General features: G+C 66.2%; 27 protein-coding genes and 1 tRNA gene. 16 read left to right on the forward strand and 12 right to left on the reverse strand.

Features of this window, described 5'->3' with window-relative positions:
* The first annotated feature begins 33 nt into the window (after positions 1-33).
* Positions 34-109: transfer RNA gene (locus A9Z05_RS31130), tRNA-His, on the forward strand.
* Positions 110-825: 716 nt separating this feature from the next.
* The gene (locus A9Z05_RS31135) at positions 826-1,341 is read left to right on the forward strand and encodes a GNAT family N-acetyltransferase (RefSeq protein ID WP_069621421.1); all 516 of its coding nucleotides are present in this window, start codon (positions 826-828) and stop codon (positions 1,339-1,341) included.
* A gap of 94 nt (positions 1,342-1,435) precedes the next feature.
* Here A9Z05_RS31135 and A9Z05_RS31140 read toward each other — a convergent pair whose 3' ends face one another.
* The gene (locus A9Z05_RS31140; RefSeq protein WP_069621422.1) at positions 1,436-1,900 is read right to left on the reverse strand and encodes a hypothetical protein; all 465 of its coding nucleotides are present in this window, start codon (positions 1,898-1,900) and stop codon (positions 1,436-1,438) included.
* Between the two features lie 280 nt (positions 1,901-2,180).
* On the opposite strand from A9Z05_RS31140, the gene A9Z05_RS31145 reads away from it, so the two are divergent.
* Positions 2,181-2,591 carry a hypothetical protein gene (locus A9Z05_RS31145; protein ID WP_069621423.1) on the forward strand — a complete coding sequence of 137 codons (411 nt, stop codon included), beginning with the start codon at positions 2,181-2,183 and terminating at the stop codon, positions 2,589-2,591.
* A gap of 680 nt (positions 2,592-3,271) precedes the next feature.
* Here the strand turns inward: A9Z05_RS31145 and A9Z05_RS31150 are convergent.
* On the reverse strand, positions 3,272-4,015 hold the full coding sequence (locus A9Z05_RS31150; protein ID WP_069621424.1) for a DUF695 domain-containing protein: 744 nt from the start codon (positions 4,013-4,015) through the stop codon (positions 3,272-3,274).
* 184 nt (positions 4,016-4,199) lie between these two features.
* On the opposite strand from A9Z05_RS31150, the gene A9Z05_RS31155 reads away from it, so the two are divergent.
* The 4 genes from A9Z05_RS31155 (at position 4,200) to A9Z05_RS31170 (ending at position 6,078) form a co-directional block, all read left to right on the forward strand.
* Positions 4,200-4,508: a hypothetical protein gene (locus tag A9Z05_RS31155; protein ID WP_011545327.1), complete on the forward strand. Its 309-nt coding sequence runs from the start codon at positions 4,200-4,202 to the stop codon at positions 4,506-4,508.
* Positions 4,509-4,554: 46 nt separating this feature from the next.
* Positions 4,555-4,797, forward strand: coding sequence for a hypothetical protein (locus tag A9Z05_RS31160; protein ID WP_069621425.1), 243 nt, complete (start codon positions 4,555-4,557; stop codon positions 4,795-4,797).
* Between the two features lie 103 nt (positions 4,798-4,900).
* The gene (locus tag A9Z05_RS31165) at positions 4,901-5,443 is read left to right on the forward strand and encodes an aspartyl-tRNA synthetase (RefSeq protein ID WP_069621426.1); all 543 of its coding nucleotides are present in this window, start codon (positions 4,901-4,903) and stop codon (positions 5,441-5,443) included.
* A 161-nt stretch (positions 5,444-5,604) separates the two neighbouring features.
* On the forward strand, positions 5,605-6,078 hold the full coding sequence (locus tag A9Z05_RS31170; RefSeq protein WP_069621427.1) for a VOC family protein: 474 nt from the start codon (positions 5,605-5,607) through the stop codon (positions 6,076-6,078).
* Positions 6,079-6,150: 72 nt separating this feature from the next.
* Here A9Z05_RS31170 and A9Z05_RS31175 read toward each other — a convergent pair whose 3' ends face one another.
* Positions 6,151-7,122, reverse strand: coding sequence for a diguanylate cyclase (locus tag A9Z05_RS31175; protein ID WP_069621428.1), 972 nt, complete (start codon positions 7,120-7,122; stop codon positions 6,151-6,153).
* Positions 7,123-7,390: 268 nt separating this feature from the next.
* Here A9Z05_RS31175 and A9Z05_RS31180 point away from each other — a divergent pair, with 268 nt between their 5' ends.
* Positions 7,391-7,618, forward strand: a complete 228-nt coding sequence (locus A9Z05_RS31180) for a hypothetical protein (protein ID WP_069621429.1) — start codon at positions 7,391-7,393, stop codon at positions 7,616-7,618.
* A 149-nt stretch (positions 7,619-7,767) separates the two neighbouring features.
* Here the strand turns inward: A9Z05_RS31180 and A9Z05_RS31185 are convergent, their stop codons facing one another.
* Both A9Z05_RS31185 and A9Z05_RS31190 read right to left on the reverse strand, forming a co-directional pair.
* The gene (locus A9Z05_RS31185; RefSeq protein WP_027784365.1) at positions 7,768-8,391 is read right to left on the reverse strand and encodes a phospholipase D family protein; all 624 of its coding nucleotides are present in this window, start codon (positions 8,389-8,391) and stop codon (positions 7,768-7,770) included.
* Between the two features lie 329 nt (positions 8,392-8,720).
* Entirely contained in the window at positions 8,721-9,209 is a 489-nt protein-coding gene (locus tag A9Z05_RS31190) for a helix-turn-helix domain-containing protein (RefSeq protein ID WP_069621430.1), read from the reverse strand.
* 187 nt (positions 9,210-9,396) lie between these two features.
* Between A9Z05_RS31190 and A9Z05_RS31195 the strand changes: the two genes are divergently transcribed.
* Both A9Z05_RS31195 and A9Z05_RS31200 read left to right on the forward strand, forming a co-directional pair.
* Positions 9,397-9,834, forward strand: coding sequence for a PaaI family thioesterase (locus tag A9Z05_RS31195; protein WP_069621431.1), 438 nt, complete (start codon positions 9,397-9,399; stop codon positions 9,832-9,834).
* 141 nt (positions 9,835-9,975) lie between these two features.
* Positions 9,976-11,028: an NADP(H)-dependent aldo-keto reductase gene (locus tag A9Z05_RS31200; protein WP_069621432.1), complete on the forward strand. Its 1,053-nt coding sequence runs from the start codon at positions 9,976-9,978 to the stop codon at positions 11,026-11,028.
* An 87-nt stretch (positions 11,029-11,115) separates the two neighbouring features.
* Here the strand turns inward: A9Z05_RS31200 and A9Z05_RS31205 are convergent, their stop codons facing one another.
* Positions 11,116-12,402 (reverse strand): MFS transporter, encoded by a 1,287-nt coding sequence (locus A9Z05_RS31205; RefSeq protein WP_069621472.1) that lies wholly within the window; start codon positions 12,400-12,402, stop codon positions 11,116-11,118.
* A gap of 35 nt (positions 12,403-12,437) precedes the next feature.
* Positions 12,438-13,859: a M20 family metallopeptidase gene (locus tag A9Z05_RS31210; RefSeq protein ID WP_069621433.1), complete on the reverse strand. Its 1,422-nt coding sequence runs from the start codon at positions 13,857-13,859 to the stop codon at positions 12,438-12,440.
* A gap of 163 nt (positions 13,860-14,022) precedes the next feature.
* Between A9Z05_RS31210 and A9Z05_RS31215 the strand changes: the two genes are divergently transcribed.
* The 4 genes from A9Z05_RS31215 to A9Z05_RS31230 all read left to right on the forward strand — a co-directional run bounded on the left by A9Z05_RS31215 (position 14,023) and on the right by A9Z05_RS31230 (position 17,756).
* A complete protein-coding gene (locus A9Z05_RS31215) occupies positions 14,023-14,976 on the forward strand; it encodes a LysR substrate-binding domain-containing protein (RefSeq protein WP_069621434.1) in 954 nt (317 codons plus the stop codon).
* Between the two features lie 65 nt (positions 14,977-15,041).
* On the forward strand, positions 15,042-16,172 hold the full coding sequence (mnmH, locus tag A9Z05_RS31220; RefSeq protein ID WP_069621473.1) for a tRNA 2-selenouridine(34) synthase MnmH: 1,131 nt from the start codon (positions 15,042-15,044) through the stop codon (positions 16,170-16,172).
* The gene (locus A9Z05_RS31225; RefSeq protein ID WP_027809855.1) at positions 16,169-17,227 is read left to right on the forward strand and encodes a permease; all 1,059 of its coding nucleotides are present in this window, start codon (positions 16,169-16,171) and stop codon (positions 17,225-17,227) included. Before mnmH ends, A9Z05_RS31225 begins: the two co-directional genes overlap by 4 nt.
* Positions 17,228-17,333: 106 nt before the next feature.
* Positions 17,334-17,756 (forward strand): hypothetical protein, encoded by a 423-nt coding sequence (locus tag A9Z05_RS31230; protein ID WP_069621435.1) that lies wholly within the window; start codon positions 17,334-17,336, stop codon positions 17,754-17,756.
* A 37-nt stretch (positions 17,757-17,793) separates the two neighbouring features.
* Here A9Z05_RS31230 and A9Z05_RS31235 read toward each other — a convergent pair whose 3' ends face one another.
* Entirely contained in the window at positions 17,794-18,627 is an 834-nt protein-coding gene (locus A9Z05_RS31235) for an ABC transporter permease (RefSeq protein WP_069621436.1), read from the reverse strand.
* Between the two features lie 6 nt (positions 18,628-18,633).
* On the reverse strand, positions 18,634-19,548 hold the full coding sequence (nodI, locus tag A9Z05_RS31240; protein WP_069621437.1) for a nodulation factor ABC transporter ATP-binding protein NodI: 915 nt from the start codon (positions 19,546-19,548) through the stop codon (positions 18,634-18,636).
* 332 nt (positions 19,549-19,880) lie between these two features.
* Between nodI and A9Z05_RS31245 the strand changes: the two genes are divergently transcribed.
* On the forward strand, positions 19,881-20,378 hold the full coding sequence (locus tag A9Z05_RS31245) for a universal stress protein (protein WP_069621438.1): 498 nt from the start codon (positions 19,881-19,883) through the stop codon (positions 20,376-20,378).
* Positions 20,379-20,472: 94 nt separating this feature from the next.
* On the opposite strand, the gene A9Z05_RS31250 is transcribed toward A9Z05_RS31245, so the two are convergent.
* The 3 genes from A9Z05_RS31250 to lexA are packed head-to-tail and all read right to left on the reverse strand — an operon-like array spanning position 20,473 to position 22,231.
* Complete coding sequence (locus tag A9Z05_RS31250; RefSeq protein WP_069621439.1) at positions 20,473-21,192, reverse strand: DUF2939 domain-containing protein; 720 nt, start codon at positions 21,190-21,192, stop codon at positions 20,473-20,475.
* A gap of 30 nt (positions 21,193-21,222) precedes the next feature.
* Complete coding sequence (locus A9Z05_RS31255; protein WP_069621440.1) at positions 21,223-21,558, reverse strand: hypothetical protein; 336 nt, start codon at positions 21,556-21,558, stop codon at positions 21,223-21,225.
* A 25-nt stretch (positions 21,559-21,583) separates the two neighbouring features.
* Entirely contained in the window at positions 21,584-22,231 is a 648-nt protein-coding gene (gene lexA / locus A9Z05_RS31260; protein ID WP_006476077.1) for a transcriptional repressor LexA, read from the reverse strand.
* A gap of 264 nt (positions 22,232-22,495) precedes the next feature.
* Here lexA and A9Z05_RS31265 point away from each other — a divergent pair, with 264 nt between their 5' ends.
* Complete coding sequence (locus A9Z05_RS31265; protein WP_069621441.1) at positions 22,496-23,533, forward strand: sulfate ABC transporter substrate-binding protein; 1,038 nt, start codon at positions 22,496-22,498, stop codon at positions 23,531-23,533.
* Positions 23,534-23,538 lie beyond the last annotated feature (5 nt).

Consider the following 23,538-nt stretch of genomic DNA (forward strand, 5'->3'; position numbering starts at 1 on the left):
CACAACAGCGAAACGAAGCAAGCAGTATCAGTGGTGGCTGTAGCTCAGTTGGTAGAGTCCAGGATTGTGATTCCTGTCGTCGTGGGTTCGAGTCCCATCAGCCACCCCAACAAATTCAAGCAAAAAGCCCGGCTCAATGAGCCGGGCTTTTTGCTTTCTGGCGTTCTGACACAGCCAACGTGTGTCTTAGTCATGACGTCTTTAACGAAGCGAAGTAGCATCCTCGTATTCAACGAATCAACCACGATGCCATTTCGGCCTCGTGCGCGTCAAAAGAGCTCTCGCATAAATCGAGTCGCTCGGGCGATATGACGTCGATACCGAATATGAGACCTCGGACGATGCGACGAGGCCCCCGGGCCTGCTTCGTATCGCGTTTCCTTGTCGTTGTGCTGACAACGTTCGCACCTGTTCCCGCGACGTTTCTCTTCCCGCCTAAGGTTCCCGCTCGCCGTGCCGTTATCTTCTCTGGACAGCCCTCGTGCCTCGAATGCTGATCCGTTTTCTTGCCTGCTCGCGCCAAACGCGAGCAGGCTTTTTTCGTTTACGGCCGCCCGTAACCGGCTGATTGGCGGAATCGAACAGGGGCTTGGCGCAAACCGACAAAGCGCAACAGTCTTGCATGCGTGTAATGTAGGACCTTCCTCGTGCCCTCATGCTTTGCAGGGCCGTTCGATCCCGACGACCGGAGAAGGTGTCGGGATTTTTTTTGCCCGCTCGCCGCCGACCCGCCGACAAGCCCTGCGAAATATCATCCCGCAAAGCACGGTATATTTTGCGACGACACAGGCCGATCAAGAGAACCTACAGAAGGAGTGGCTACCGATGCCGGACACCCGGGTCACACTGCGCGCCGCGACGCCCCACGACGCGAACCACATCGCTCGCCTGCACACGCTGAGCTGGCAAACCGCCTATAGCCACATCCTTCCGGCCGCCTATCTGTCCGACGAGGTGCCGACTGAGCACGCGGTCCGGTGGCGCAACTATTTCGATCGCAACGAGAGTGAATGGGGCCTCGTACTGATCGCCGAGTCGAACGGCGAACCCGTCGGCTTCGTCAGCGCAGAGCGCCCCGTCGATCCGGCGCTGGGTGTGCTGCTCGACTGCCTGCACGTTCATCCTTCGCATCACGGCGGCGGCACGGGCAAGCGCATGATCGAAGCCGTTCGCGCATGGGCTCGCTCGATCGGCGTGGCCAAGGTCCATCTGCAGGTGCTGGAGGACAACGTGCGTGCGATCGGGTTCTACGAACACAACGGCTGGCAATTGGCCGGTGTCGAAACGTGTCGCATCGGCCAGACGGAAGTCACGGACCGGATTTACGCGATCCACGCTTGAATGCTTGTCGGCATCGGCGCTCGGCCGCACGCGAGTGCAGCCGCAGCCGGCCGCTATGGCATCGCGTCAGGGGAAAGCCGAACGGATTTTGCGATCACTCGCCGCAATACCGCACAAGCAAATCGGCTTCGGTCTCGTGAATTTCGACGGGCAAGATCGTCGCGCCAGCATAGGCGAGATAGCGCGCGCGATGCTGGCCGTTGCGGAACGATGCGACGCCGATTTTCGACAGGCCGGGAATGCCGAGCAACGTTCGCGTTCTCGTCTCGCGAAACGTGATGAACGGCATGTCCGGAATCCGGTCCCGGCTCGGATCGAGGAATTCGCGAATGCCCGCGGCTTTTCCAGGCGCCCAGTACTGGACGGACGGCAGCACATAGTCGGTGGTGTCGCGGTCCGCGCAGGCAAGCAGTTTCCTCAGGTCGATCGTCACGACCCGATGGCGAGAGTCGTCGGACGAGAATACCCGCTTGAGGTGTGTGTAGGCATAGGGAACGTGCCCCGGAAGCTGGACGATCCAGACATCTACGCCGCTTTGTCGTGCGTGAGCAAGCGTCATTATTTCCTCTGGTGGCGCAAGCGGTCTTCGTGATTCGAGTTTAGCAGCGCGGACGACTGCGCAGCAGGTCGAGACCAAAAATACGAAAACGGAGCGCCTTGCGGCTCGATCTGCAAAAAGGAATGGGGCGGTCATCCGTTGACGGTCCGCGTCGACAGGCCGCGACAATATCGCGATACGGCCAGCGAGAATGAAGCCCTGCGCGAAATTCACGCAAGATTCATACTGGGTGGCGAAGCACGCGTCAGGCAACGGGCATCATGAAAATTGAGAGGGCACATTGAACGGAGAGGCCAGGTCGTCGAAACTCGAGATCGACTATCTCGATTACTGCTTCACGGCAACGCTCGAAATCACGGAGTCCGGCCGTACCGCCGTTGTCGACAGGCAGCTCGAATCCGAAGTGCGCGGCAAGACGCTCGGATGGATCGTGTTCGATCGTTTTCTCGAGCGAAACGACTTCGCCGATGAGGAGGACGCGCGTGCCAATATCGTCGACTGGCTGGCGCGGCTTGCCGATCCGAGGCCCGTCCCTTCGACCGAGATTGCGAAGGCGCGCGCGGTGGCAACCGGCGTGGCGGCGGCAGATCTGTCGACCGCCGAAATCGTCGGCGACGCCGCTATTGAAATCGTCGGCAATCTGGACTGGATCGATATGGTTGCCGACTGGTTTTCCAGTGGCGCGTTGTAGCGACGAACTCGTGGTTTCGTGACGCAGATCATTGCGCGCGAGAAATTCCGTTCGAAAAATGAGGCGAGAATTGCATTGCGCAAAAAATAGAATAATCCTGCTTTGACAATATCCGCGGCTTACCGGAAACTGCGCCCGGGTCTGAAAGATCGACTTGAATTAAAACAAGATAAAACGCTGAAATGAAAAGGCGACGCTGTCGCCGGCTCCTCGTCAAAGCGGCCGGCAAACAAGGCGTCGCGCTTGAATCATGACGGTATTCGCCGGCACGCGAGCATGCCGGTTGCCGCCACATTGTCACTAAAGGGTGAGTTGCCGCACAGACCGTCGCGCGACCCGCGATCACAATTTGACCGGTTGGCCGTTCTTCCCCGGCCCGGTCAACCATTTCCCCGCTCGCTCGTGCAGGAGCGGGGGCTTTTTGCCCCCCGACGCCGGAAGGTTGCGTCGGCGGAACCGGACAGGCGTTCGGCGGGCTGCGCGACGGCACACGTTCGCACCCCGACATCCGTTCGCCCGATCCGTACGAATTGCTTTCCTCGTGCCTGAGCGAACCCTCAGGCCCATCGCCGGTCTTTGCCGGCGATGCCTTGTCCCGGCGGCGCGTCACCGCGCTGCCGGGATGTTTTTTGCGTCGCCTGCATGACGTCACATCGCGCGTCATGGGCATGGCGCTCCGCTCAGCCGGCCTGTTCGACGCTGGTTTCCCATCCGTCGTAGTCCCCGCCGAGCGCGCGCACCTCGCGATTGAGCGCGATCGTGTGGCGCGTGATGTCGGCGAGCGCCATTGTGCCCTCGTGCGAAAACCGTACCGCCGACTTGCCGTCCTCGGTCGGCGCCACCGACTCCACCGGATAGCCTTTTGCTTCGGCCCAGTCCGCGAACTGGTGCGCGTCGCTCGGGTCGGGAAAGTACGCCCAGTGCATCACGCGCCGGCTCACGTCGGGCGCGTCGCCTTGCTGCCGCAGCGCATCCAGCGTGCGCATGTCGCGCATGATCTGCCAGTCGTCGTCGGTCGGGTAGAGCGTCTGCCAGTATGTCGTCTTGTCCGGGTCGTCCTGATGCGCGTACTGAAGCGCATAGGTCGTCTGGTCGGCCAGCGAGTCGACGATCTCCGCGGCCGCCTCTTCGTCGAACGGTACGTAGAAGAGAAAATCCCGGTTGCTGTCGACGGTGATACGGCCGACCTGCACGCCGCCTTTCGCGACGATCGCGGCGTCGAGCAGATCCTCGATCTTCGCGAGATCGGCGAATTCGTCGCCAGCCGGCAGACCTTCGGGCGACGGACGCGCAAAGGGGACGCGCACGCTGAGCAGCGACGTGCGCGGATCGCCTTCGGCGATTTCCGCAAAGCCGTGGTTGAAGCTGATGAAAGCCTGATGGTCGCCCATTCTGGCAGGGAAGGTTCCCCAGGCGTCGCTCATGTGTTTCTCCCGTACACGATTGTCTGTTGACGGTTGCAAAGCGTCCCAATGTATCATCGAAAATCCCGTTGGCCGGACCCGCGCCCCTGATCGCGGGCCGTGCGCGCCGCGCACGCTGGATCCGGGCTGTTCGCAGCGCGCCGCATGCATGCGGCCGGCCGTAAAAAATTCAAAGGAGATGCCGATGTCGACGTTCGCGGTGAATGGTGTCCGAATCGATCCGCTCAGCGCGCGCGTGACGCACGTGCGCTGGGCGGCCGTGAACCCGGCCGATCGCTCGTGGGCGGCGACGCCCCGCGAGGCCCCGGTGGCGGACGTGGCGCGCGCGCTCGCATCCGGTAACGATGTCCGCGCGATCTTCTCGGCATCGGACACCACGGCGATCGGGCCCAGGCTGAAACGCGTGCTGTATCGCGATGCATCGGAAGGCATCGAGCTCGACATCGACGCAACGAGCGAGTCGCGCACGTTGCGCGATCTGCCGCAGATCTGACCGCAAGCCGTTACCCAAACCGAATCGCGCGAACGCGCCCACGACCATGTCCAGATTCGCCATCTTCCCGCCGGCATTCGCGTTTTGTCTGGCGCTTGCCGCCTGCCAGACCGCGTCCGGGCCGACGCCCGTGCAACCGTCGCCCGAGACTGCGTCGACGACCGTTCCCGCATCGTCGCCGCCGGCCGCGCCGATTCGCGGCATGGGCGTCGCGCCCCGTCTGGCCGGGCAGAGCCACTGGGCCGTCGGTCAATGCACGACCAACGGTACCGTCAACGTATGCCATTGACCGACGTCGGCGCAATGACGCCTGATGCGTGCAAACGGAATCGAAGTCCCGACATGCCGCCCGCGTCGATGGACCGGCGGCCGTCGACACGAGCCGGCGTGCAATGAACGACGAACGCGAAACGACGGATTCCGGCTGGCACGTCGATCCCGTTGCGGGAACGGTCATCGGCGCGTTGCCGGTGACGCTTGCGGTCGACAGCCGAAGCCTGAAAAGCAGGGCGGCAGGATGTGCGGGGCTGGCCGCGGCGAGCCTGTGCGGTTACGTGGCCGCCCCGACGCTCTGGCCGGTAGCGGCGATGGCCGCGTTGCTGGGGCTTGCCAGTGCCGCGTTGTTCGTCTCGTCGCGGCGCAAGCTGGCGCTGCAGGTCGACGAGACGGGCTTCCGGCTGATCGGTTCTGCCCGCGAAAAAACCGTCACGCCGTGGCGCGACGTCGCTGAATTCCGGATCGTCAGCGTCGCCGGTAATCGTTACATCGGCTACCAGTTCTCCGTACATTCTTCCCGTACGAAGGTGCCGGGCGGCGTGATGCTGCCGATCGCCCGGTTTGCCGATCTTCCGCTCGACGCGGTCGCCGCGTTGCTGGAGACTTGCCGTCGGCAGTTCGGCCCGCCGGACGAACCGGCCGACCGAACGGGCCGATGATGCCCGACGCGGCGTCCGGCGCGCCGCGTCACTTGAGCAAACAAAAAAATCCCGGGCACCGTGTCGATTTCCGCGGGAGTCGTCCGTCGTAGCATCGGAGGCGTGCGCATCGCGCGTCCGTCCCGATTTTCGATACGACAACCGACTCAAGGAGCGACACCATGCCCACGTCCGTCAAGCCGATCCCGGAAGGGATGCGTACGCTGACCCCGCATCTGATCTGTGCGGGCGCAACCGCAGCCATCGACTTCTACAAGCGTGCATTCAACGCGACTGAACAATTTCGCCTCGCGATGCCCGATGGCCGGCTCGCGCATGCGTGCCTCGCGATTGGCGATTCGACGCTGATGCTGGTCGATGAAATGCCCGAGCACGGTGCGCTGGGGCCGAAGGCGCTGAAAGGCACGCCCGTCTGCCTGCATCTGTACGTGCCGGACACCGATGCGGCGATCGAAAAGGCGGTCGCGGCCGGCGCGACGGTCACGATTCCGGCCGCCGACATGTTCTGGGGCGATCGTTACGGGCAGGTCGAGGATCCGTTCGGGCATCGCTGGTCGCTGGCGACGCATCAGCGCGATCTGACACCCGAGCAGATCGCGGACGCAATGGCCAGCGCGCCGCCCTGCGGCAGTTGAACCGACACACGAGCGCGGCCGGGCGGCGGCGCGGCGGCTTGATTGCGCCGCGTCGGCCTGGCTCGTCGACGGTCATGCGCCGGCCGTCCTGCCGCGCTGCTTGTGTTCGTACATCCTCCGATCGGCCGAGGCCAGCAGGTCCGCGACGGTGCGATGGCAGGCGGGATCATAGGCAACGTGCCCGACGCTGAAGCGGATCGCGTAGCCGCGTGCGTCGGCTGCGTTGCGCTGCGCGAGCGCCTGCGTCACGCGTTCGACGGGCTCGGCGACATCGGCCGCATCGGTGGCGCTCAACAGCACGACGAACTCGTCGCCGCCGAGTCGTGCGATGACGTCGCTGTCGCGCAGCGCGCTCGTCAACGTTTCGGCGAACGCCTTGAGTGCGCGATCGCCCTCGGCATGGCCGAAGCGGTCGTTGATCGTCTTGAAATCGTTCAGGTCGAAGAACAGCAGCACGGCGTGACGGCCGACGCGATCGCACAGGCTCAGCACATGCCGGGCCAGAATCTCGAAGCCGCGCCGGTTCGTCAGCTGCGTGAGTTCGTCGGTGGTCGCGAAATGCAGCGCGGCGATCTCGCGCTCGGTCATGTGGGCCAGATCGCCGAGCAGCGCGAGTTCGTCGGCGTCGAGCGAGCGGGGCCGCGTGTCGATCAGGCACAGCGTGCCGATGGGCGCGCCGTTCGGTGCGGCGAGCGGCCGGCCGGCATAGAAGCGGATGCCCGGCGTGCCGGTGACGAGCGGGTTATCGTGGAAGCGATCGTCGTTCCGCGCATCCTGGATCACCATCGTATCGCCCGCGAGCAGCGCGTGCGCGCAGAAGGACACGTCGCGCGGCGTCTGCGTGGCGTCGAGTCCCGCATGACTCTTGAACCACTGGCGATTCTCGTCAACGAGGCTGACGAGGGCGATCGGTACGTCGAACAGCCGTCGCGCGAGACGTGTCAGGCGATCGAAGCGCTCTTCGGGCGGCGTATCGAGGATCGAGAGCGAATGAAGCGTATCGAGCCGAGCCGCCTCGTCGGCCGGTTTCGGTGCGATTTGCATAGGCCTGGTCTCTTGTCCCGGCCATCGGGCCGGTCATCGGGCATATGTCTGACAGTATCGCGCATTCCCGGATGCATCGCCACGCTGCAAGTCCCGCCGTGGCGCTGATCGGGTTCGCGGGTGTTGGTGAAGTGCGGCAAGAGGCGGGAGGCCTCGGCGCGCGTTTCGTCCCGATGCGGAATCGGACACGCGATGCCTCAAGGGGGCGCGTCGGCCTGCCGTAAACACGACGAGTCCAATCGTTCATCCCATCTCATCCGATCGCACCATGGTTCGAATTCTGTACGCGGGCTATCTCGCGTTCGCGCTGTATCTCCTTTACCCGCTGGTTCAGAACACGCTGACGTTCAGCACCGATTGCGTGCGCACCGTGCTGCCGATGGGCGACCGCGGGCGCTCGGCGAATGCGGTCAGCGGCGCGGACGGGCGCGCGAGCCGCTGCGTGGCGAGCGCGCATGCGGGCGTCGCGACCGGGCGGGGCGCTGAAATCCATTGAACGCGGTGCGTCGGGCGTGAAGGGCGCTTCGCGACGCGGTGCGCTGGCCATTCGGCCGAATTGAACATCGCGCCATGCTCGCCGATCATCTGCAACACGGCGGCAAGAATGCGAGGGGGCGAGCGCCAGGAGGAAGCGCGTGTCGCGCGTCAATAGCTGGAGCGGTACGGCGTGCCCTGGTCGAAGCGGCTTTGCCAGTGCGTGAGGTAGCGTGACGCGAGTTGCGGATTGTTCCAGACCACGACGACGTTCTCGGAATTGCGGCTGGCCGCCGACGCACTGTAGTTGAACGAACCCGTTTCGACGTGCTCGGCGTCGATCACGAGGTACTTGTCGTGATGGATCGCATAGGCGTCGATCGTGCGCGTCGGGATGCCCGCGTTGACGAGCAGGTTCAATGCCTGCTTGCTGCTCTTCGCGCGGTTGCCCTTGTCGTCGACGACCACCGCGACGTTGACGCCGCGGCGCTTGGCGGCAAGCAGCGCGCGCGCGACGGGCGGCGACGTGAACGAGTACGCGGCGACCCGGATCGAGCTGCGCGCCGCCCCGATCGCTTTCAGCACGAGCGCCTCGGCGCCGCCGTCGGGCGAGAATGCCGATTCGACGACCTGGGTCGCGGGGGCTTCGTGAGTGGGGGCCGGTAGCCATCGCGACACGAGATCGATCGCTTGCTGGAGCAGCGATTCGCTTTGCGTCTTGCCGAACGCGGCGAAGGGTGTGGCGAGCAGGGAAGCGGCGAGACAGGCGGCGGCGAGGCGATTGCGCGACAACATCTTGGACAGCGAATAATTTCGAGACAGCGGGCCGTGAGTGTAACGCACGCGTGGCGGCCCGGTCACGCGCGGATGCGAAGCAAGGGCGCGCGCAGTGATCGGCAGGCGTGGAGAGCGTGACGCAAAGTTGCGTTGTACAGCGTGTGCGGGCGAGCGGGGCGATCAACGCATAGCGACAGCGCCGGCGATGGCATGCGATTGCGATTGCCGTTGCACCCGCGTGCGAGCAATGCGTGCGCCCGGGCGGGCTGGCTGCGACTCGACGCGTCCTGTCGCCCACGCGTATGTCCAGCGGGCGCATCGGAACGACATCCGCGCGCAACGCATCGTCAATCCGTGGATGCGGACGCCTCGGCCCCGTCGGGCGCGATCCATCCGGGCCCCGGCTCGGGCTGCACGTCGCGCGCGTCGAGCGGTTCGCCACAGGCCGAGCATACGGTCACCGCGTGCATCAGCTGGCCGCAGGCCCGGTGGCGTAATTGCACCGGCGGCCCCTGGCCGTCGTCCTTCCAGCGATCGCCCCACGCCATCAGCGCGAGCAGGGCCGGATAGAGATCGATGCCCTTTTCCGTCAGCCGGTATTCGAAGCGCGGCGGGCGCTCCTGATACGCGCGCTTGACGAGCACGCCTTCGTCGACGAGCCGCGCGAGCCGTTCGGCCAGCACGTGGCGAGTCAGGCCAAGCTGGGCCTGGAACGCGTCGAAGCGGCGGCAGCCGAGGAACGCGTTGCGCAGGATCAGCATGGTCCAGCGGTCGCCGAGCACGGCGAGCGTGCGCGCGACCGAACAGTTCAGCGTGCCGATGTCATCCCATTTCATCGTCGAGTCTCTTGCCTGTTGCGGCGGTCTTGCGGCGGTTCAGCGAAATAGCGGGTTCGATTATAGAACCCGCCTTCGGTCGCAACGGGCGCAGCCGCGTTGACAACGGCCGGCCTCGTTGACAATAATGAGTTCCAATTTAGAACTTACTCGCGCGGCGACGCGCTTTCAACCCGGAGACAACCCGATGAATCCGCTTTCCCTGTCTGGCCTCGATCTGCTGCGTGCCGCCGCGTCGGGAGACGCGCCCCTTGCGTCGATTTCCGAGACGATCCCGATGCGCCCGCTCGACGTCGAGCTCGGTTACGTGAAGTTTTCGGCGCGGGCGGACGACCGGCACCTGAACCCGTTGGGCGGCGTGCACGGCGGGTTCGCCGCGACGGTGCTCGATTCGGTCACCGGATGCGCGGTGCATTCGATGCTCGACGCGGGCGTCGGTTACGGCACCGTCGATCTGCACGTGAAGATGCTGCGGCCGGTGCCGCGCGACGTCGATCTCATCGCGGAAGGGCGCGTGATTCACCTGTCGCGTTCGCTGGGCGTGGCGGAGGGCACGCTGAAGACACCGGATGACAAGATCGTCGCGCATGCGTCGGCAACCTGCTTCATCCAGCGACCGCAGTGACGGAGCGCGGCCGCATCCGGGCGGGCGCGCGAACGCTCGGGGCAGCGCTGGAGGCCGCCTGTAAGCGTGCGCCGCGCCTGCGTGAAGCAGTTGCGTCAATGTGATAGCTTTCCTGCTTTCCACCGACGCGACAGGAACAGCATGGAATACCGCACACTCGGCGATTCGGGTATCGAGGTCAGCCTGATCGGTCTCGGCACGATGACGTGGGGCGAGCAGAATTCGGAGCGCGACGCGCACGAGCAGATCGACTACGCGCTCGGGCAGGGCGTGACGCTGATCGACGCCGCGGAGATGTATCCGGTGCCGCCGAAGCCCGACACGCAGGGCCGCACCGAGCAATACATCGGCACCTGGATCGCGCAGCATCGCGCGCAGCGCGACCGTATCGTGCTCGCGACGAAGATAGCGGGGCCGGCGCGGCAGCCGCACAATCCGCGCCATATTCGCGGCGAGGGCAACCAGTTCGACCGCAAGAACCTGACCGAAGCACTCGACGGCAGCCTCAAGCGCCTGCAGACCGACTACGTCGATCTGTACCAGCTGCACTGGCCCGATCGCAGCACGACCACGTTCGGCCGGCCCGCGTATCCATGGGTCGACGACGCGTACACGGTGCCGATCGACGAAACGCTCGGCGTGCTCGCGGAATTCGTGAAGGCCGGCAAGGTGCGTGCGATCGGCGTGTCGAACGAAACGCCATGGGGTGTCGCGCAGTTCCTGCGCGCGGCCGAGCGGCTTGGGCTGCCACGCATCGCGAGCATCCAGAACCCGTACAGCCTGCTGAACCGCACGTTCGAGAACGGGTTGTCGGAATTCACGCATCGCGATGGCGTCGGCCTGCTCGCCTATTCGCCGCTCGCGTTCGGCTGGCTGTCCGGCAAGTACGAGAACGGCGCGCGTCCGGCCGGTGCGCGCATCACGCTGTTCGAGCGCTTCCAGCGCTACAGCAAGCCGCACGCCGTCGAGGCGACGTCGCGTTACGTCGCGCTCGCGCGGCGTCACGGGCTGTCGCCCGCGCAACTGGCGCTCGCGTTCGTCAACAGCCGCCCGTTCGTGCGCAGCAACCTGATCGGCGCGACGTCGCTCGAGCAGTTGAAGGAGAACATCGGCAGCATCGACGTGACGCTGTCCGACGAGGTCCTCGCCGAGATCGACGCATTGCACGAACGGCAGCCGAATCCGGCGCCGTAAACGGCACGCGGCCCGCGCGACAGCAATGCCGCGACGGGCCAAGTCGAGCGGTTGCGGCAGCGCCGTGCCGCGCCGTCGTTTCTCGTGTCAGCGCATCTTCAGCCGCGTGCGCGCGACGAACAGCGCGGCGAGGCTCAGCAGCGCGCATCCCATCAGATAGAGCGCGGGCGACAGCCGGTTGCCGGTCGCGCTGATCAGCCAGGTGATGACGAACGGCGCGAAGCCGCCGAACAGCGTGACGCCGGTGTTGTAGCTGACCGCGAGCCCGGTGGCGCGCGTCTGCGACGGAAACAGTTCGGCCATCAGCGCCGGCAGCGCGCCGCAGTACATCGCCTTCAGCACCCCGATCCAGATCAGCGCGGCGAGCATCGTCGCGAACGACGCATGGCGCGTGAGCCACGCGAACGTCGGCCACACGGTCAGGAGCATCAGCACGGCCGCGACCGCCATCATGCGGATCCGGCCGGTGCGGTCGGACAGGTGGCCGACGACCGGCGTGACGAGCGTCAGCACGAAGCCGGTCGCGAGCGTCGCCGCGAAGCCCGTCGATGCAGGCAAGCCGAGCTGCTTGATCGCGTAGGTGGGCATGTACAGGATCATGTAGTTGATCGCGGTCGAGATCACGAGCGCGCCGATCGACAGCAGCAGCCGCAACTTCTGGTCCGCGAACAGCTCGCGCACCGGCGCCTCGGAGCGCGCCTGCGTCTTGAACTCGACGCCTTCGTCGACGTAGCGGCGGATATACAGCCCGACCGGGCCGATCGCGAGCCCGAACAGGAACGGCACGCGCCAGCCCCAGCTTTCGAGTTGCGCGGAGGTCAGCGTGGCCGTCAGCAGCGCGCCGAAGCCCGACGCGAGCAACGTCGCGAGGCCCTGGCTCGCGAACTGCCAGCTCGACATGAAACCGCGGCGCTGCGGCGCGTGTTCGACGAGAAATGCGGTCGAACTCGCGAATTCGCCGCCCGCGGAAAAGCCCTGCATCAGCCGCGACAGCATGATCCCGAGCGGCGCGAGAATGCCGATCGATGCGTAGGTCGGCATCAGCGCGATCAGCAGCGTGCCGGCCATCATCATCGCGATCGACAATAGCAGCGACGCCTTGCGGCCCGCGCGATCGGCGTACGCGCCGAGCACGAAGCCGCCGATCGGCCGGATCAGGTAGGACAGCCCGAACGTGCCGAGCGTCAGCATCAGCGACGTCGCTTCGCTCGTGGCGGGGAAGAACAGCTTGGCGATCGTGACCGCGAAGAAGCCGTAGACGATCAGGTCGAACCATTCGAGCGCGTTGCCGATCGACGCCGCGAAGATGATGCGCCGGATTTTCGCGGCGCTCGGGCGCGCGGCGTCCTGCGCGGTGAGGGTGGTCGTATTCATCATGTATGCAGGTCCCGTGAAAGGGGCGAAGCGCGTTACAGGGCGGCGCCGGCCGCGGCGGATGCCGCGCGGCGAACGGACGGCGCGTCGTCGCCGAGATCCCAGAAGAGGCCGGCCATCATCTGCAGCCCTTCGCTGACGACGCTCGCGAGCAGGTGCTCGTCGGGCGCGTGCTGCGAGCACGCCGGGTACGAGTGCGGCACCCACAGCGTCGGCAGCCCGAGCGTGTCGGCGAACACCTCGTTCGGCAGCGTGCCGCCGAGATTCGGCAGGATCGCGGGCTTCTTGCCGGTGGTGCGCGCGAGCGACGCGACGGCCCAGCGAACCCACGGATCGTCCGGGGGCACGCGCGTTGCCGGCGCGCCGCGCTCGACGTCGATCTCGATGTCGGCGAAGCCGTGCGTGTCGAGGTGCGCACGCAGGTGCGCCTTCAGCGCTTCCCAGTCGGTGCCGACGACGAAGCGCAGCTGGCAGTGCGCATACGCGGCGGGCGGGATCGCGTTGACGGGGTGCTCAGGATTGCCGGCCTTGAACGCGAGGATCTCTAACGTGTTCCAGCCGAACACGCGCTCGGCCGCGGACAGCCCGGGCTCGCCCCAGTCGGCGTCGAGCGCCGGGTCGCCGGGGCCGCCGCCGACGGAAAGATCGGCGAGCGCGTCGCGCACCGCGGCCGGGATCGGCGGCGGGCGCAGCCCCGCGACGCGAATCGCGCCGCGCGCGTCGACGAGGCTCGCGAGCGCATGCGCGAGCACGATCGCCGGATTGCGCAGCAGTCCGCCCCAGTTGCCGGAATGATGCGCGCCATCACGGGCGCGCAGGCTCAGCCTGAAGTTGACCGCGCCGCGCGAGCCGAGGAAGACCGTCGGGCGTGCGGCGGCGATGCGCGGGCCGTCGGACGCGATCAGCACGTCGGCCGCGAGCGCGTCGCGCTCCTGGCGGCACAGCGCGTCGAGGCCCGGCGAGCCGGTTTCCTCGCCCATCTCGATCAGCAGCTTCGCGTTGAAGCCGAGCCGGCCGCCGCGCGCCTCGAGCACGCTCGCCAGCGCGGCCAGGTTGATCGTGTGCTGGCCCTTGTTGTCGGCGCTGCCGCGGCCGTACCAGCGGTCGCCGTCGGCCGTCAGCGTCCACGGCGACAGCGGCGCGCGCCACTGCGCGTCGTAGCCGCGCACGACGTCGCCGTGGCCGTAGATCAGCACGGTCGGCAGCGCGTCGTGTTCGTGGCGCGATGCGAGCAGGAACGGGCCGCCGCCGTCTACGGGGTTGTCGACGATCCGCGACGTGAAACCGAGGCGGGCGGCCTCGGGCGCGATCTCGTCTGTCAGATAGGCGCGCAGCGCGGCTTCGCTGCCGCTTTCCTGGCTTTCGGTGCGCAGGCCGACGCGGCGGCTCAGGGTCGTGAAGAACGCACCGGATTCGAACTGGTTCAGCGCGTGCTGGATGGCGGCGGTACGGCTCAAATCGTGTCTCCTCGGTCGGGTTCGCCGCGCGCGGGCCGCGCAGGCAACGTGAAGTGCGATCGATTCTAGAAAGCCGGTTTTTTTGTCACAATGATCGAATTTCGAACCTTTCTTTGCCAAAAAGGCAAAGCAGCGCACCCGGATGCGGTGCGGAGACAGAGCGATGGCGGCTTTCCTGCATGGCCTGGCGTTGCGGTATTTCGTCGAGGTGGCGCGTACCGGCTCGATCAGCGACGCGTCCGCGCGGCTGCACGTGGCCGTGTCGGCGATCAGCCGCCAGATCGCGAAGCTGGAGAGCGAGCTCGGCGCGCCGCTGTTCGAGCGGCGCCCGCGCGGGATGGCGCTGTCGGAGGCGGGGGAGCGGTTGCTGGCGTTCGCGCAGCGCAGCCTGCTGGAGGCCGAGCACGTGATGAAGGACATCGGCGGGCTCGACGCGCTGCACGGCAGCCTGCTGAAGATCGCGTGCTCGGAAGGGTTCGCGATCGATTTTCTGCCCGGCGTGCTCGCGAGCTTCAAGGCGCGCCACCCGGGCGTCGATTTCACCGTATGGGTCGTATCGCCGGCGGACGCAACCCGGCGCGTGCGCGACGGCGATGCGGACATCGCATTGACGTTCAGCCTCGCGCCGGAGAAGGGCGTGCGCGTCGACCACACCGAGCGCGCGCCGGTCTTTGCGCTGGTCCGGCACGATCATCCGCTCGCGGCGCGCGACGCGGTGTCGCTTGCCGATGTCGCGCGGCACGCGCACGTGCTGCCCGAGGCCGGCACGACGGTGCGCCAGTTGATCGACATCGCGTGCGCGCTCGACGGGCTGCTGCTCGAGCCCGAACTGACGAGCAACAACACCGCGGCGATGTACGGCTACGTGCGCCGCACGGGCGCGGTGATGTTCACGGGGTTGTTGTCGGTGCGCGATCGCGCCGATGCGGACGGCTTCGTCGTCGTGCCCGTGACGAACCCGCAACTGCGCGAACGCAGCATCCAGGTGCAGACGATGGCGGGCCGCGATCTGCCTGCGTCGGTGCGCGCGTTCCGCGACCATCTGATCGACGCGATGCAGGCCGCGTCGTCGTCGCCGACTGCCGCGCGAGCCCCGGGACGCCGGCCCGTGAGATAATCGTCAATCCGCCTTCCGTGCCCATGCGGCTCCCCGAGCCGCATCGCCCCCTGTTCGACGCCAAATTGAAGAACCTGATTGTCACCCTCGATCGCGCCGGCGAGTTCGACGAGATCATCGACGTGCGTACGCCGCTCGAGTTCGCCGAGGACCATATCCCCGGCGCGCTGAACGCGCCCGTGCTCAGCAACGAAGAGCGCGTGCTCGTCGGCACGATGTACCGGCAGGTGTCGCCGTACGAGGCGACGCGCGTCGGGGCGGCCATGGTGGCGCGCAACATCGCGCGCCATCTCGACACGACGTTCGCCGACCGGCCGCGCAACTGGCGGCCGCTGATCTACTGCTGGCGCGGCGGCAAGCGTTCGGGCTCGATGACCACCTGGTTCAACCTGATCGGCTGGAAGGCGCGCCAGCTCGACGGCGGCTACAAGGCGTACCGTCGCGCGGTGTGCGCGACCCTCGATTCGCTGCCGACGCGTTTTCGCTACATCGCGCTCGTCGGCCATACGGGCTGCGGCAAGACACGCCTGCTGAACGCGCTGCGCGACGTGGGCGCGCAGACGCTCGACCTGGAAGCGCTCGCGTGCCATCGCGGCTCGCTGCTGGGCGCGCTGCCGGGCACGCCGCAGCCGGCTCAGAAGGGGTTCGATTCGGGGCTCGTCGAGACGCTTGGACGTTTCGACCCCCAATGGCCGGTGTTCGTCGAGTCGGAAAGCCGCAGGATCGGGCTCGTGCAGTTGCCGATCGCGCTGATCGAGGCATTTCACGCGGGGCCGTGGGTGCAGGTCGAGGCGGCGCACGACGAGCGGATCGCGTTCCTGCTCGACGATTACGCGCACCTGTTCGACGAACCGGACGCATTCAAGGCGCAGCTTCATCGGCTGATCGGCCTGCACAGCCGCGAAGAGGTGATGCGCTGGAAGGCACTGATCGATGCCGGCGCGCGGGTCGATCTGTTCACCGAACTGATCGACAGACATTACGATCCCGCCTACGCGCGCACGTATCGCGCGACATACGACAAGCCGAACCGCGCGCTGACGTTCACGTTCCGGCCCAACGCGGCCGACGTGCGCGATCAGGCGCGCACGCTGCTGGCCGAACTCGCGCGGGCCGGATTGCCCGCATCGGCCGCGCTTGCCGCCGGAACGACATCCGAAACCGACAAAAACCAATCGACGATCACTACACGATGACGACCACACGCACCCAACCCAATCCGGCCCTCGGCTGGATGACCTTCCTGCTGATCGCGGTCGCGGGACTGTTCTACGTAAAATGGTTCCCGTACTACAACAAGGCATTCGTTGCCGCCGAGCACCATTCGATCGGCCAGTCGATCCTGATGGGCACGTCGGCGGCCGCACCCGAGCCGTCGCTGAAGGCGGCGCTCGACTACGCATGGGCATACGGCAAGGCGATCTGGCAGGCGATGGTGCTCGGCCTGCTGCTCGGCTCGGCCGTGCAGGCGCTGCTGCCCGCGCACTGGGTGGCCCGCGTGCTCGGCCGCACGGGATTCGGCAGCGTCGCCGCGGGCGGGCTGCTGTCGCTGCCCGGGATGATGTGCACGTGCTGCGCGGCGCCGGTCGTCGCGGGCTTGCGTGCGCGCCATGCGTCGCCGGGCGGCGCGGTCGCGTTCTGGCTCGGCAATACGGTGCTGAACCCGGCCGCGCTGGTATTCATGGGCTTCGTGCTCGGCTGGCACTGGAGCGCGCTGCGCCTCGTGCTGGGCATCGCGATGGTGTTCGGGATCGGCTATCTGCTGAACCGCATCGCACGTCCCGAAGACCGCAGCATCGACGATGCGCAGCTCGCCGCGCTGGCGGCCGAACAGGCCGCGGCCGGCAATCCGTTCGTCCGCTGGATGAAGCTGCTTGCGCGCATGGCCGTGCGGCTCGTGCCCGAATACATCGTGCTCGTGCTGCTGCTCGGCGCCGCGCGCGCGTGGCTGTTTCCGCACATCGGCCCGGACATCGGCAATCACCTCGGCTGGATCGTCGCGTTCGCGGTCGCGGGCATGCTGTTCGTGATCCCGACGGCCGGCGAGGTGCCGATCATCCAGGCGATGCTGTCGCTCGGCATGGGCGTCGGTCCGGCCGCCGCGCTGCTGATGACGCTGCCGCCGATCAGCGTGCCGTCGCTCGCGATGCTCGCGCGTTCGTTCAAGCCTTACATGCTGGCGATCGTCGCGACCCTCGTCGTGGTATTCGGGATCGTGAGCGGCTTGCTCGCGATCGCGTTCGGATTCTGACAACGCGGGCAACACGCCGGCTTCGCGCAACCGTCGCATTCGTATTCATCCGGCGCCGCCGCTTCATGCGTGCGGCGCCCTTTACAAGAAGCAAACAGGAAAACGCATGACCCAACCGAAGATTCATCCTCGACTCGAAAAGGCGCTGACGCGCGGCGATCTCGCGATCCGCCAGGCCAATTCCGCGCGGGCGACTGCCGTGTTGCACGCACTCGGCACGATGATCATCGAGGCATCCGCAACGATCGGCGTCGAGGCCAGCATCGACATTCCGCAAGGCGATCGCATTTACGATCCGGTCAACGGCCTGTGGCCGCAGAAGATGCTGGTGTCGTTCGACGGCCCGGTGGACGAAGCCGACAAGGAAGAACTGCGCACGGTCTATCTGGTGGCCGACGATCCGGGCACGCAGTTCCGCGTCGAATGGCATCGCGCGGACGGCAAGCTCGGCCGCCAGGAAGGCGGCCCGCTCGCGACCGTCGCGTTCCTGACCGACGTCGAAATTCCGTGGAGCGACGACGACGAGTAACGTCGTCGCATGAAGCCGGTGCCCGGCGCGCCGGCCGTCAGCGCATCATCCGCCGCCGGAACAGCCACGCGGACAGCAGGAACCCGCCGACCGCGTAGCCGGCGAGCACCATGACGTGCAACGCGATGTCGGTCGCCGGCCGGCCGAGCATCGCGGGCCGGATCAGCTCGACCGCATTCGCGAGCGGCAGCGCCTGCGCCGCATGCCGCGCGAGCGGCGGCAGCTGCGTGATCGGGAAGAACACGCCCGACAGCAGCAGCATCGGCGTCAGCACGAGCGTCTGGTAGAACATGAAGAAATCGTAGGATGGCGCGAGCGCCGTGACGATCATCGCGAGGCTGGCGAACGCGAGGCCGGCCAGCGCGATCACGGGCAGCACCGCGAGCATCGACGGAAACGCCGCGTAGCCGAGCACGCCCGCGACGAGCATGATCGCGCTCCCCGACAGCATCGCCTTGCTGGCCGCCCAGACGATCTCGCCGAGCACGATGTCGCCGAGCGCGAGCGGCGTATGCATGATCGCTTCCCACGTGCGCTGCACGTGCATCCGCGAGAAACCCGAATACATCGACTCGAAGCTCGCGGACATCATCACGCTCGAGCCGACCGTGCCGGCCGCGAGGAACGCGATGTACGACACGCCGTCGACATGGCCGAGCATCAGGCCGAGCCCGAAACCCAGCCCGAACAGATAGATCATCGGATCGGCGAGATTGCCGAACATCGACGCGAGCGCGAGCTTGCGCCACACGAGATAGTTGCGCCGCCAGACGGCGACCCAGTTGCTTGCGTTCGCCGGCATCGCGATCGCGAAGCGCGATGCGCGCGGCGTGGCCGATGGCGTGGTGGCGGAATAGTTGCGGACGTCCATGGTCGATCAGTCCTGCATCTCGCGGCCCGTGAGCCGCAGGAACACATCCTCCAGATTGGCCGGGCGATGCAGATAGCGCAACCCCGTGCGGCCCTTGAGTCGTGCGCTGACCGGTTCGGGGTCGGTTACATAGCAGAACAGCGTTTCGCCGCTGATCTCGGTGTGCTTCGCGAATGCCGACAACTCGCCGCGCAGCGCGGCCGGATCAGGCCCGTAGATCTCGATCACGTCGCAGCCGATCTCCGATTCGATCAGGGCATGCGGCGCGCCTTCGGCGATCTTGCGGCCGTCCTCGATCACGCACAGCCGATCGCACAGGCGCTCGGCTTCTTCCATGAAATGCGTGGTGATCAGGATCGTCTTGCCGCGCGCGAGCAGCGAGCGCAGCCGCTCCCACATCAGGTGCCGCGCTTGCGGATCGAGGCCCGTCGTCGGCTCGTCGAGCACCAGCACGTCGGGATCGTTGACGAGCGCGCGGGCGAGCGTGAAGCGGCGCTTCATGCCGCCCGACAGCTCGCCGACCTTCGCGTCGGCCTTGTTCTCCAGCTTGGCGAATTCGAGCAGCGGCGGCACGAGCGCACGTGCCGCGTGCGCCGACATCCCGAAATAGCGGCTGAACACGAGCAGGTTTTCCCGGACCGTGAAGTCGGGGTCGAGGTTGTCGAACTGCGGGACGACGCCGACTCGCCGGCGTGCATGTCGCGCGCGTGATGGAACCGGTTCGCCGCACAGCGCAATCGTGCCTGCGTCGGGATGCGCGAGGCCCAGCAGCATCTTCAGCGTCGTGGTCTTGCCGGCGCCGTTCGGCCCGAGCAGACCATAGCATTCGCCGGCCTTCACGTTGAAGGACAGGCCATCGACGACGAGCTTGTCGCCATAGCGCTTTTCGACGTTGCGGAAATCGATCGGTGCGACGGACATGGGCGTGTTGTCGTTGTAAGCGGGTGCGTTCCGCTGCCCGGTGTGTGGCCGGTGTGCGAACGGATCGCGCGCAGGCAGGTCACACGGGCACGGCCGAAGCATACGATGCCGGCGCGAGGTGGCCCGCTAGATGTGGAACGGGGCCATTCTAGTGCATCGGCTGCCTCGCTTGAGGGCATGCGTGCACGGTGCGGGGCAAGCGCGCGACGATCGTGCACTGCATCATCGCGCACGCGCCGCGCGGGGCGAATCAGCGTTTTCCATCCCTTGCGTCCTGAATTGCGGCGCACCATGATGAATGCGTAGGCTCGTTGTCGCGATAGGGAGGCTTCATGGCTAGCTACAACAAGATTTTGCTGTGTTACGACGGCACGCTCGAAGGGCGCAAGGCGCTGCGTTACGGCGCCAATCTCGCAATGGACCTGAAGGCCGAAACGCATTTGCTGTCGGTCGTGGACATGCGTTCGAGCATTGCGCAAAGCGCGGGTTTGCTGACCGACGTCGCATGCGGCCGCTTCGAGGAAACCGCGCGCGAAATCCTGCAGGAAGGCGTGAACTGGCTGCGCGAGCGGGGCGTCCAGGCCGAAGGCCATTTCGCATTCGGTTATCCGATCGACGAAATCGCGAATCTCGCGTCGGAGCTGAAGGTCGACCTCGTCGTCGTCGGCCACCGGTGCCGCAGCGGACTGTCGAGATGGTGGATGGGGTCGGGCAATACGCAACTGCTCGATCGCGTGAACTGCAGCATTCTGGTCGCGTGCTCGTCGGCGGAAGAGCAGAAGGCCGAAATCGCGCGCGAACGTGAAGCGGCCACGGCGAGCGGCCAATGATCTAAAGGCCGGATGACCCGCCTGACAGCCCGACCGGCGATGCGGGCCGGTCAGGCGTCGCGCTGCAGCGGCGGTGCGCATCGAGCGCGGCCTGCTATGCGTGCAGGTCGATCCCCGACAATTTCCACGAGAACAGCCCGAAGCGGTGGAAGATCGCCGCATAGCGCGTGCCATCGGCGCTGCGCTGATACGTGACGACGAATTCATCGATATTCCGGTAGCCCGCGCTGGTTTGCTGCTGGCGCGGCGCTTGCGTTGTTTCGCTCGGGCTGGCCGGCGGCGCGGGCACGGGTGCCGGCGACGATGCCGCCGAAGCGGCCGCGTTGCCGCCCGGTAGCGCAGCACTTGCCGGCGCTGGATTGATGGGCGGTGCGGCAGGCGGGTTGCCGGACGCATTGTCTGCTGGCGGCTGATTCGCCCATTCGGGCGGGCGCTCGCCGGGATTGCCGCGCGGCGGCAATCCGCTCATCAACGCGGCGACGCCCTCCGGGGTCGCGTACGCATCGACCAGCGGGCCGATCAGTGCTGACCCGATCAGCGCGCCAATCACCGCGAACGGACTGTTTTTCTTCATTGCGTCGATCCGGCGCATCAACTCTTCCGTGACCTGCTGCTTCAGGCTGATGCGCAGCGCCGGAAAGTCGACATACTCGCTGATCGCCTGCGCATCGCGTGCATCGATCGCCGATTTCAGGCGACCGAGCGCGACATAGGGCGACGCGTACGCATAGCCGAGCGCCGCAATGAGGGCGACGACCAGCGCGACGATCAGCAGGGGCTTGATTCGCCAAGCGCGGCGCGACGATTCAGTCACGTTGCCTCCGGGTGCGGGAAGGTTCCCCAATCAGAGACCGCCCGGCGTGGCCGATCGTTCCTCCGCGATGCAGCGATCGATCATCCGGCACACGGCATCGATCGTGCCGACCATGATCAGGCGCGACCGACCGTGATAGACGCGCACCGGCGCACGGCGCGCGGGCTCCGCATGATTCAGACCGGCGTTCAGCGATACCCGGGCGAACGCGGGGAGCGCTGACGGCAGCAGGGACGCCTGCCGTTCGACTGCGATTTCTTCTTGCACAGGCGCCGCCGCGGACAGCGGTGCGCAGGGCGTGCGGCCGCGCAGATGACGCAGGCGACCGAATTGACGGAAAGGCAGCAGGCGGGAAAGGCGTTCCATGATGTTCTCCTAGCGAGACGGAATGTCAGAGTTCGCCCGAGCGGATCAGCCCGACGGCGATGCCTTCCAGCGCGAAATCTGCGCTGCCGGCCTTGACGAAGATGTTTTCGTAATCCGGGTTCTCCGCGATCAGCTCGAGGCCGCCGGGCCGACGCATCAGGCGCTTGACCGTGACGTCGTCACCGAGACGCGCGACGATGATCTGGCCGTCCTTCGCTTCCGTGCGCTTCTGCACGGCGAGGAGGTCGCCGTCGAGAATGCCGGCGTCGCGCATCGACAGGCCGCGCACCTTCAGCAGGTAGTCGGGCTTGCTGGTGAACAGCGCGGGATCGCACGCGTAGTGCTGCGAAATGTGCTCCTGCGCGAGGATCGGACTACCGGCCGCGACGCGGCCGACGAGCGGCAGCGACAGTTGCATCAGGCCGGCGTGCGGCAGCGTGAACTGGTGCGGGGCGTCGTCGATGCCGAGCAGCCGGATGCCGCGCGACGCGCCGGCCGCCAGCTCGATCACGCCCTTGCGCGCCAGCGCGCGCAGGTGCTCCTCGGCGGCATTCGGCGAGCTGAAGCCCAGCTCGGCCGCGATCTCGGCACGGGTGGGCGGGAATCCGGAGCGCTCGATCGCGCGACGGATCAAGTCGAACACTTGCTGCTGGCGGGCGGTGAGTTTGGTCATGGCTCAACTGTATGGATAGACAGTGAGCTGTATTTTTATACAGTACTTGGGGAATTTCAAGTGTTACTTGAGGTTCGACGCGATCGCGTCGGTTCCGGCGTGATTTCGCGACGTCTTGACGCCGGTTTGTCCGCCGCAACCGTCCATCCGGTATGCGTTAGCACTTTTGAGTATTAAAAAATAAGGAACGATTATTTTTAATCATGTAACCCGTTCGATAGACTGGCCCGACATCGCAACACCGACAACACTGGAGAACCAAGGATGGCGAAGCGCAATACGGGGCTGGTGGGCGGAGTGGGCCGCCTGATCGCAACACTCGCGCTGGGCGCGGCGGCGGCGCTGGGCGTCGCGACGCATGCGCAGGCCGACACGACCTTCCTGAACGTGTCGTATGACCCGACGCGCGAGCTGTATCAGGATTTCAACCAGGCGTTCGGCAAGGAGTGGAAGGCGAAGACGGGCGAAACCGTCAACTTCAAGCAGTCGCACGGCGGTTCGGGCGCGCAGGCGCGCTCGGTGCTCGACGGGCTGCAGGCCGACGTCGTCACGCTGGCGCTGGCGTACGACATCGACGCGCTCGCGAACAAGGGGCTGGTGAACAAGGATTGGCAGAAGCGCCTGCCCGACAATGCGTCGCCGTACACGTCGACGATCGTGTTCCTCGTGCGCAAGGGCAATCCGAAGGGGATCAAGGACTGGGACGACCTGACCAAGCCGGGCATCTCGATCGTCACGCCGAACCCGAAGACCTCGGGCGGCGCGCGCTGGAACTACCTGGCCGCGTGGGCGTACGCGCTGCACAAGCCGGGCGGCAACGAGCAGACGGCGAAGGAATTCGTCACGAAGCTCTACAAGAACGCGGGCGTGCTCGATTCGGGCGCGCGGGGCGCGACGACGAGCTTCGTTCAGCGCGGGATCGGCGACGTGCTGATCGCATGGGAAAACGAGGCATTCCTGTCGGTCAAGGAATTCGGCACCGACAAGTTCGAGATCGTTGTGCCGTCGGTGAGCATTCTGGCCGAGCCGCCCGTCGCGGTGGTCGACAAGGTGGTCGACAAGAAGGGCACGCGCAAGCTGGCCGAGGCGTACCTGAACTACCTGTACAGCCCGCAGGGCCAGGAAATCGCGGCGCGCAACTACTACCGGCCGCGTTCGAAGAACGTGCCGGCGGAGCTGACCAAGCAGTTCCCGAAGCTGAAGCTGTACACGGTCGACGACACGTTCGGCGGCTGGACGAATGCGCAGAAGACGCATTTCGCGGACGGCGGCGTGTTCGATTCGATCTACAAGCCGCAGTAACGCCA

Source organism: Burkholderia sp. A2 (genome assembly GCF_001729305.1).
In the GTDB taxonomy this organism is placed as follows: domain Bacteria; phylum Pseudomonadota; class Gammaproteobacteria; order Burkholderiales; family Burkholderiaceae; genus Burkholderia; species Burkholderia sola.

Excerpts from the sequence above, each read along its gene's own strand:
- A9Z05_RS31170 (WP_069621427.1), top strand. The coding sequence starts at position 5,605 with ATGCCCACGTCCGTCAAGCCGATCCCGGAAGGGATGCGTACGCTGACC.
- A9Z05_RS31140 (WP_069621422.1), bottom strand. The coding sequence starts at position 1,900 with ATGACGCTTGCTCACGCACGACAAAGCGGCGTAGATGTCTGGATCGTC.
- A9Z05_RS31245 (WP_069621438.1), top strand. The coding sequence starts at position 19,881 with ATGGCTAGCTACAACAAGATTTTGCTGTGTTACGACGGCACGCTCGAA.
- A9Z05_RS31205 (WP_069621472.1), bottom strand. The coding sequence starts at position 12,402 with ATGAATACGACCACCCTCACCGCGCAGGACGCCGCGCGCCCGAGCGCC.
- A9Z05_RS31195 (WP_069621431.1), top strand. The coding sequence starts at position 9,397 with ATGAATCCGCTTTCCCTGTCTGGCCTCGATCTGCTGCGTGCCGCCGCG.
- nodI (WP_069621437.1), bottom strand. The coding sequence starts at position 19,548 with ATGTCCGTCGCACCGATCGATTTCCGCAACGTCGAAAAGCGCTATGGC.
- A9Z05_RS31180 (WP_069621429.1), top strand. The coding sequence starts at position 7,391 with ATGGTTCGAATTCTGTACGCGGGCTATCTCGCGTTCGCGCTGTATCTC.
- A9Z05_RS31200 (WP_069621432.1), top strand. The coding sequence starts at position 9,976 with ATGGAATACCGCACACTCGGCGATTCGGGTATCGAGGTCAGCCTGATC.
- A9Z05_RS31165 (WP_069621426.1), top strand. The coding sequence starts at position 4,901 with ATGAACGACGAACGCGAAACGACGGATTCCGGCTGGCACGTCGATCCC.
- A9Z05_RS31150 (WP_069621424.1), bottom strand. The coding sequence starts at position 4,015 with ATGAGCGACGCCTGGGGAACCTTCCCTGCCAGAATGGGCGACCATCAG.
- A9Z05_RS31255 (WP_069621440.1), bottom strand. The coding sequence starts at position 21,558 with ATGGAACGCCTTTCCCGCCTGCTGCCTTTCCGTCAATTCGGTCGCCTG.
- A9Z05_RS31155 (WP_011545327.1), top strand. The coding sequence starts at position 4,200 with ATGTCGACGTTCGCGGTGAATGGTGTCCGAATCGATCCGCTCAGCGCG.
- A9Z05_RS31185 (WP_027784365.1), bottom strand. The coding sequence starts at position 8,391 with ATGTTGTCGCGCAATCGCCTCGCCGCCGCCTGTCTCGCCGCTTCCCTG.
- lexA (WP_006476077.1), bottom strand. The coding sequence starts at position 22,231 with ATGACCAAACTCACCGCCCGCCAGCAGCAAGTGTTCGACTTGATCCGT.
- A9Z05_RS31175 (WP_069621428.1), bottom strand. The coding sequence starts at position 7,122 with ATGCAAATCGCACCGAAACCGGCCGACGAGGCGGCTCGGCTCGATACG.
- A9Z05_RS31160 (WP_069621425.1), top strand. The coding sequence starts at position 4,555 with ATGTCCAGATTCGCCATCTTCCCGCCGGCATTCGCGTTTTGTCTGGCG.
- A9Z05_RS31215 (WP_069621434.1), top strand. The coding sequence starts at position 14,023 with ATGGCGGCTTTCCTGCATGGCCTGGCGTTGCGGTATTTCGTCGAGGTG.
- A9Z05_RS31190 (WP_069621430.1), bottom strand. The coding sequence starts at position 9,209 with ATGAAATGGGATGACATCGGCACGCTGAACTGTTCGGTCGCGCGCACG.
- A9Z05_RS31135 (WP_069621421.1), top strand. The coding sequence starts at position 826 with ATGCCGGACACCCGGGTCACACTGCGCGCCGCGACGCCCCACGACGCG.
- A9Z05_RS31235 (WP_069621436.1), bottom strand. The coding sequence starts at position 18,627 with ATGGACGTCCGCAACTATTCCGCCACCACGCCATCGGCCACGCCGCGC.
- A9Z05_RS31265 (WP_069621441.1), top strand. The coding sequence starts at position 22,496 with ATGGCGAAGCGCAATACGGGGCTGGTGGGCGGAGTGGGCCGCCTGATC.
- A9Z05_RS31225 (WP_027809855.1), top strand. The coding sequence starts at position 16,169 with ATGACGACCACACGCACCCAACCCAATCCGGCCCTCGGCTGGATGACC.
- A9Z05_RS31230 (WP_069621435.1), top strand. The coding sequence starts at position 17,334 with ATGACCCAACCGAAGATTCATCCTCGACTCGAAAAGGCGCTGACGCGC.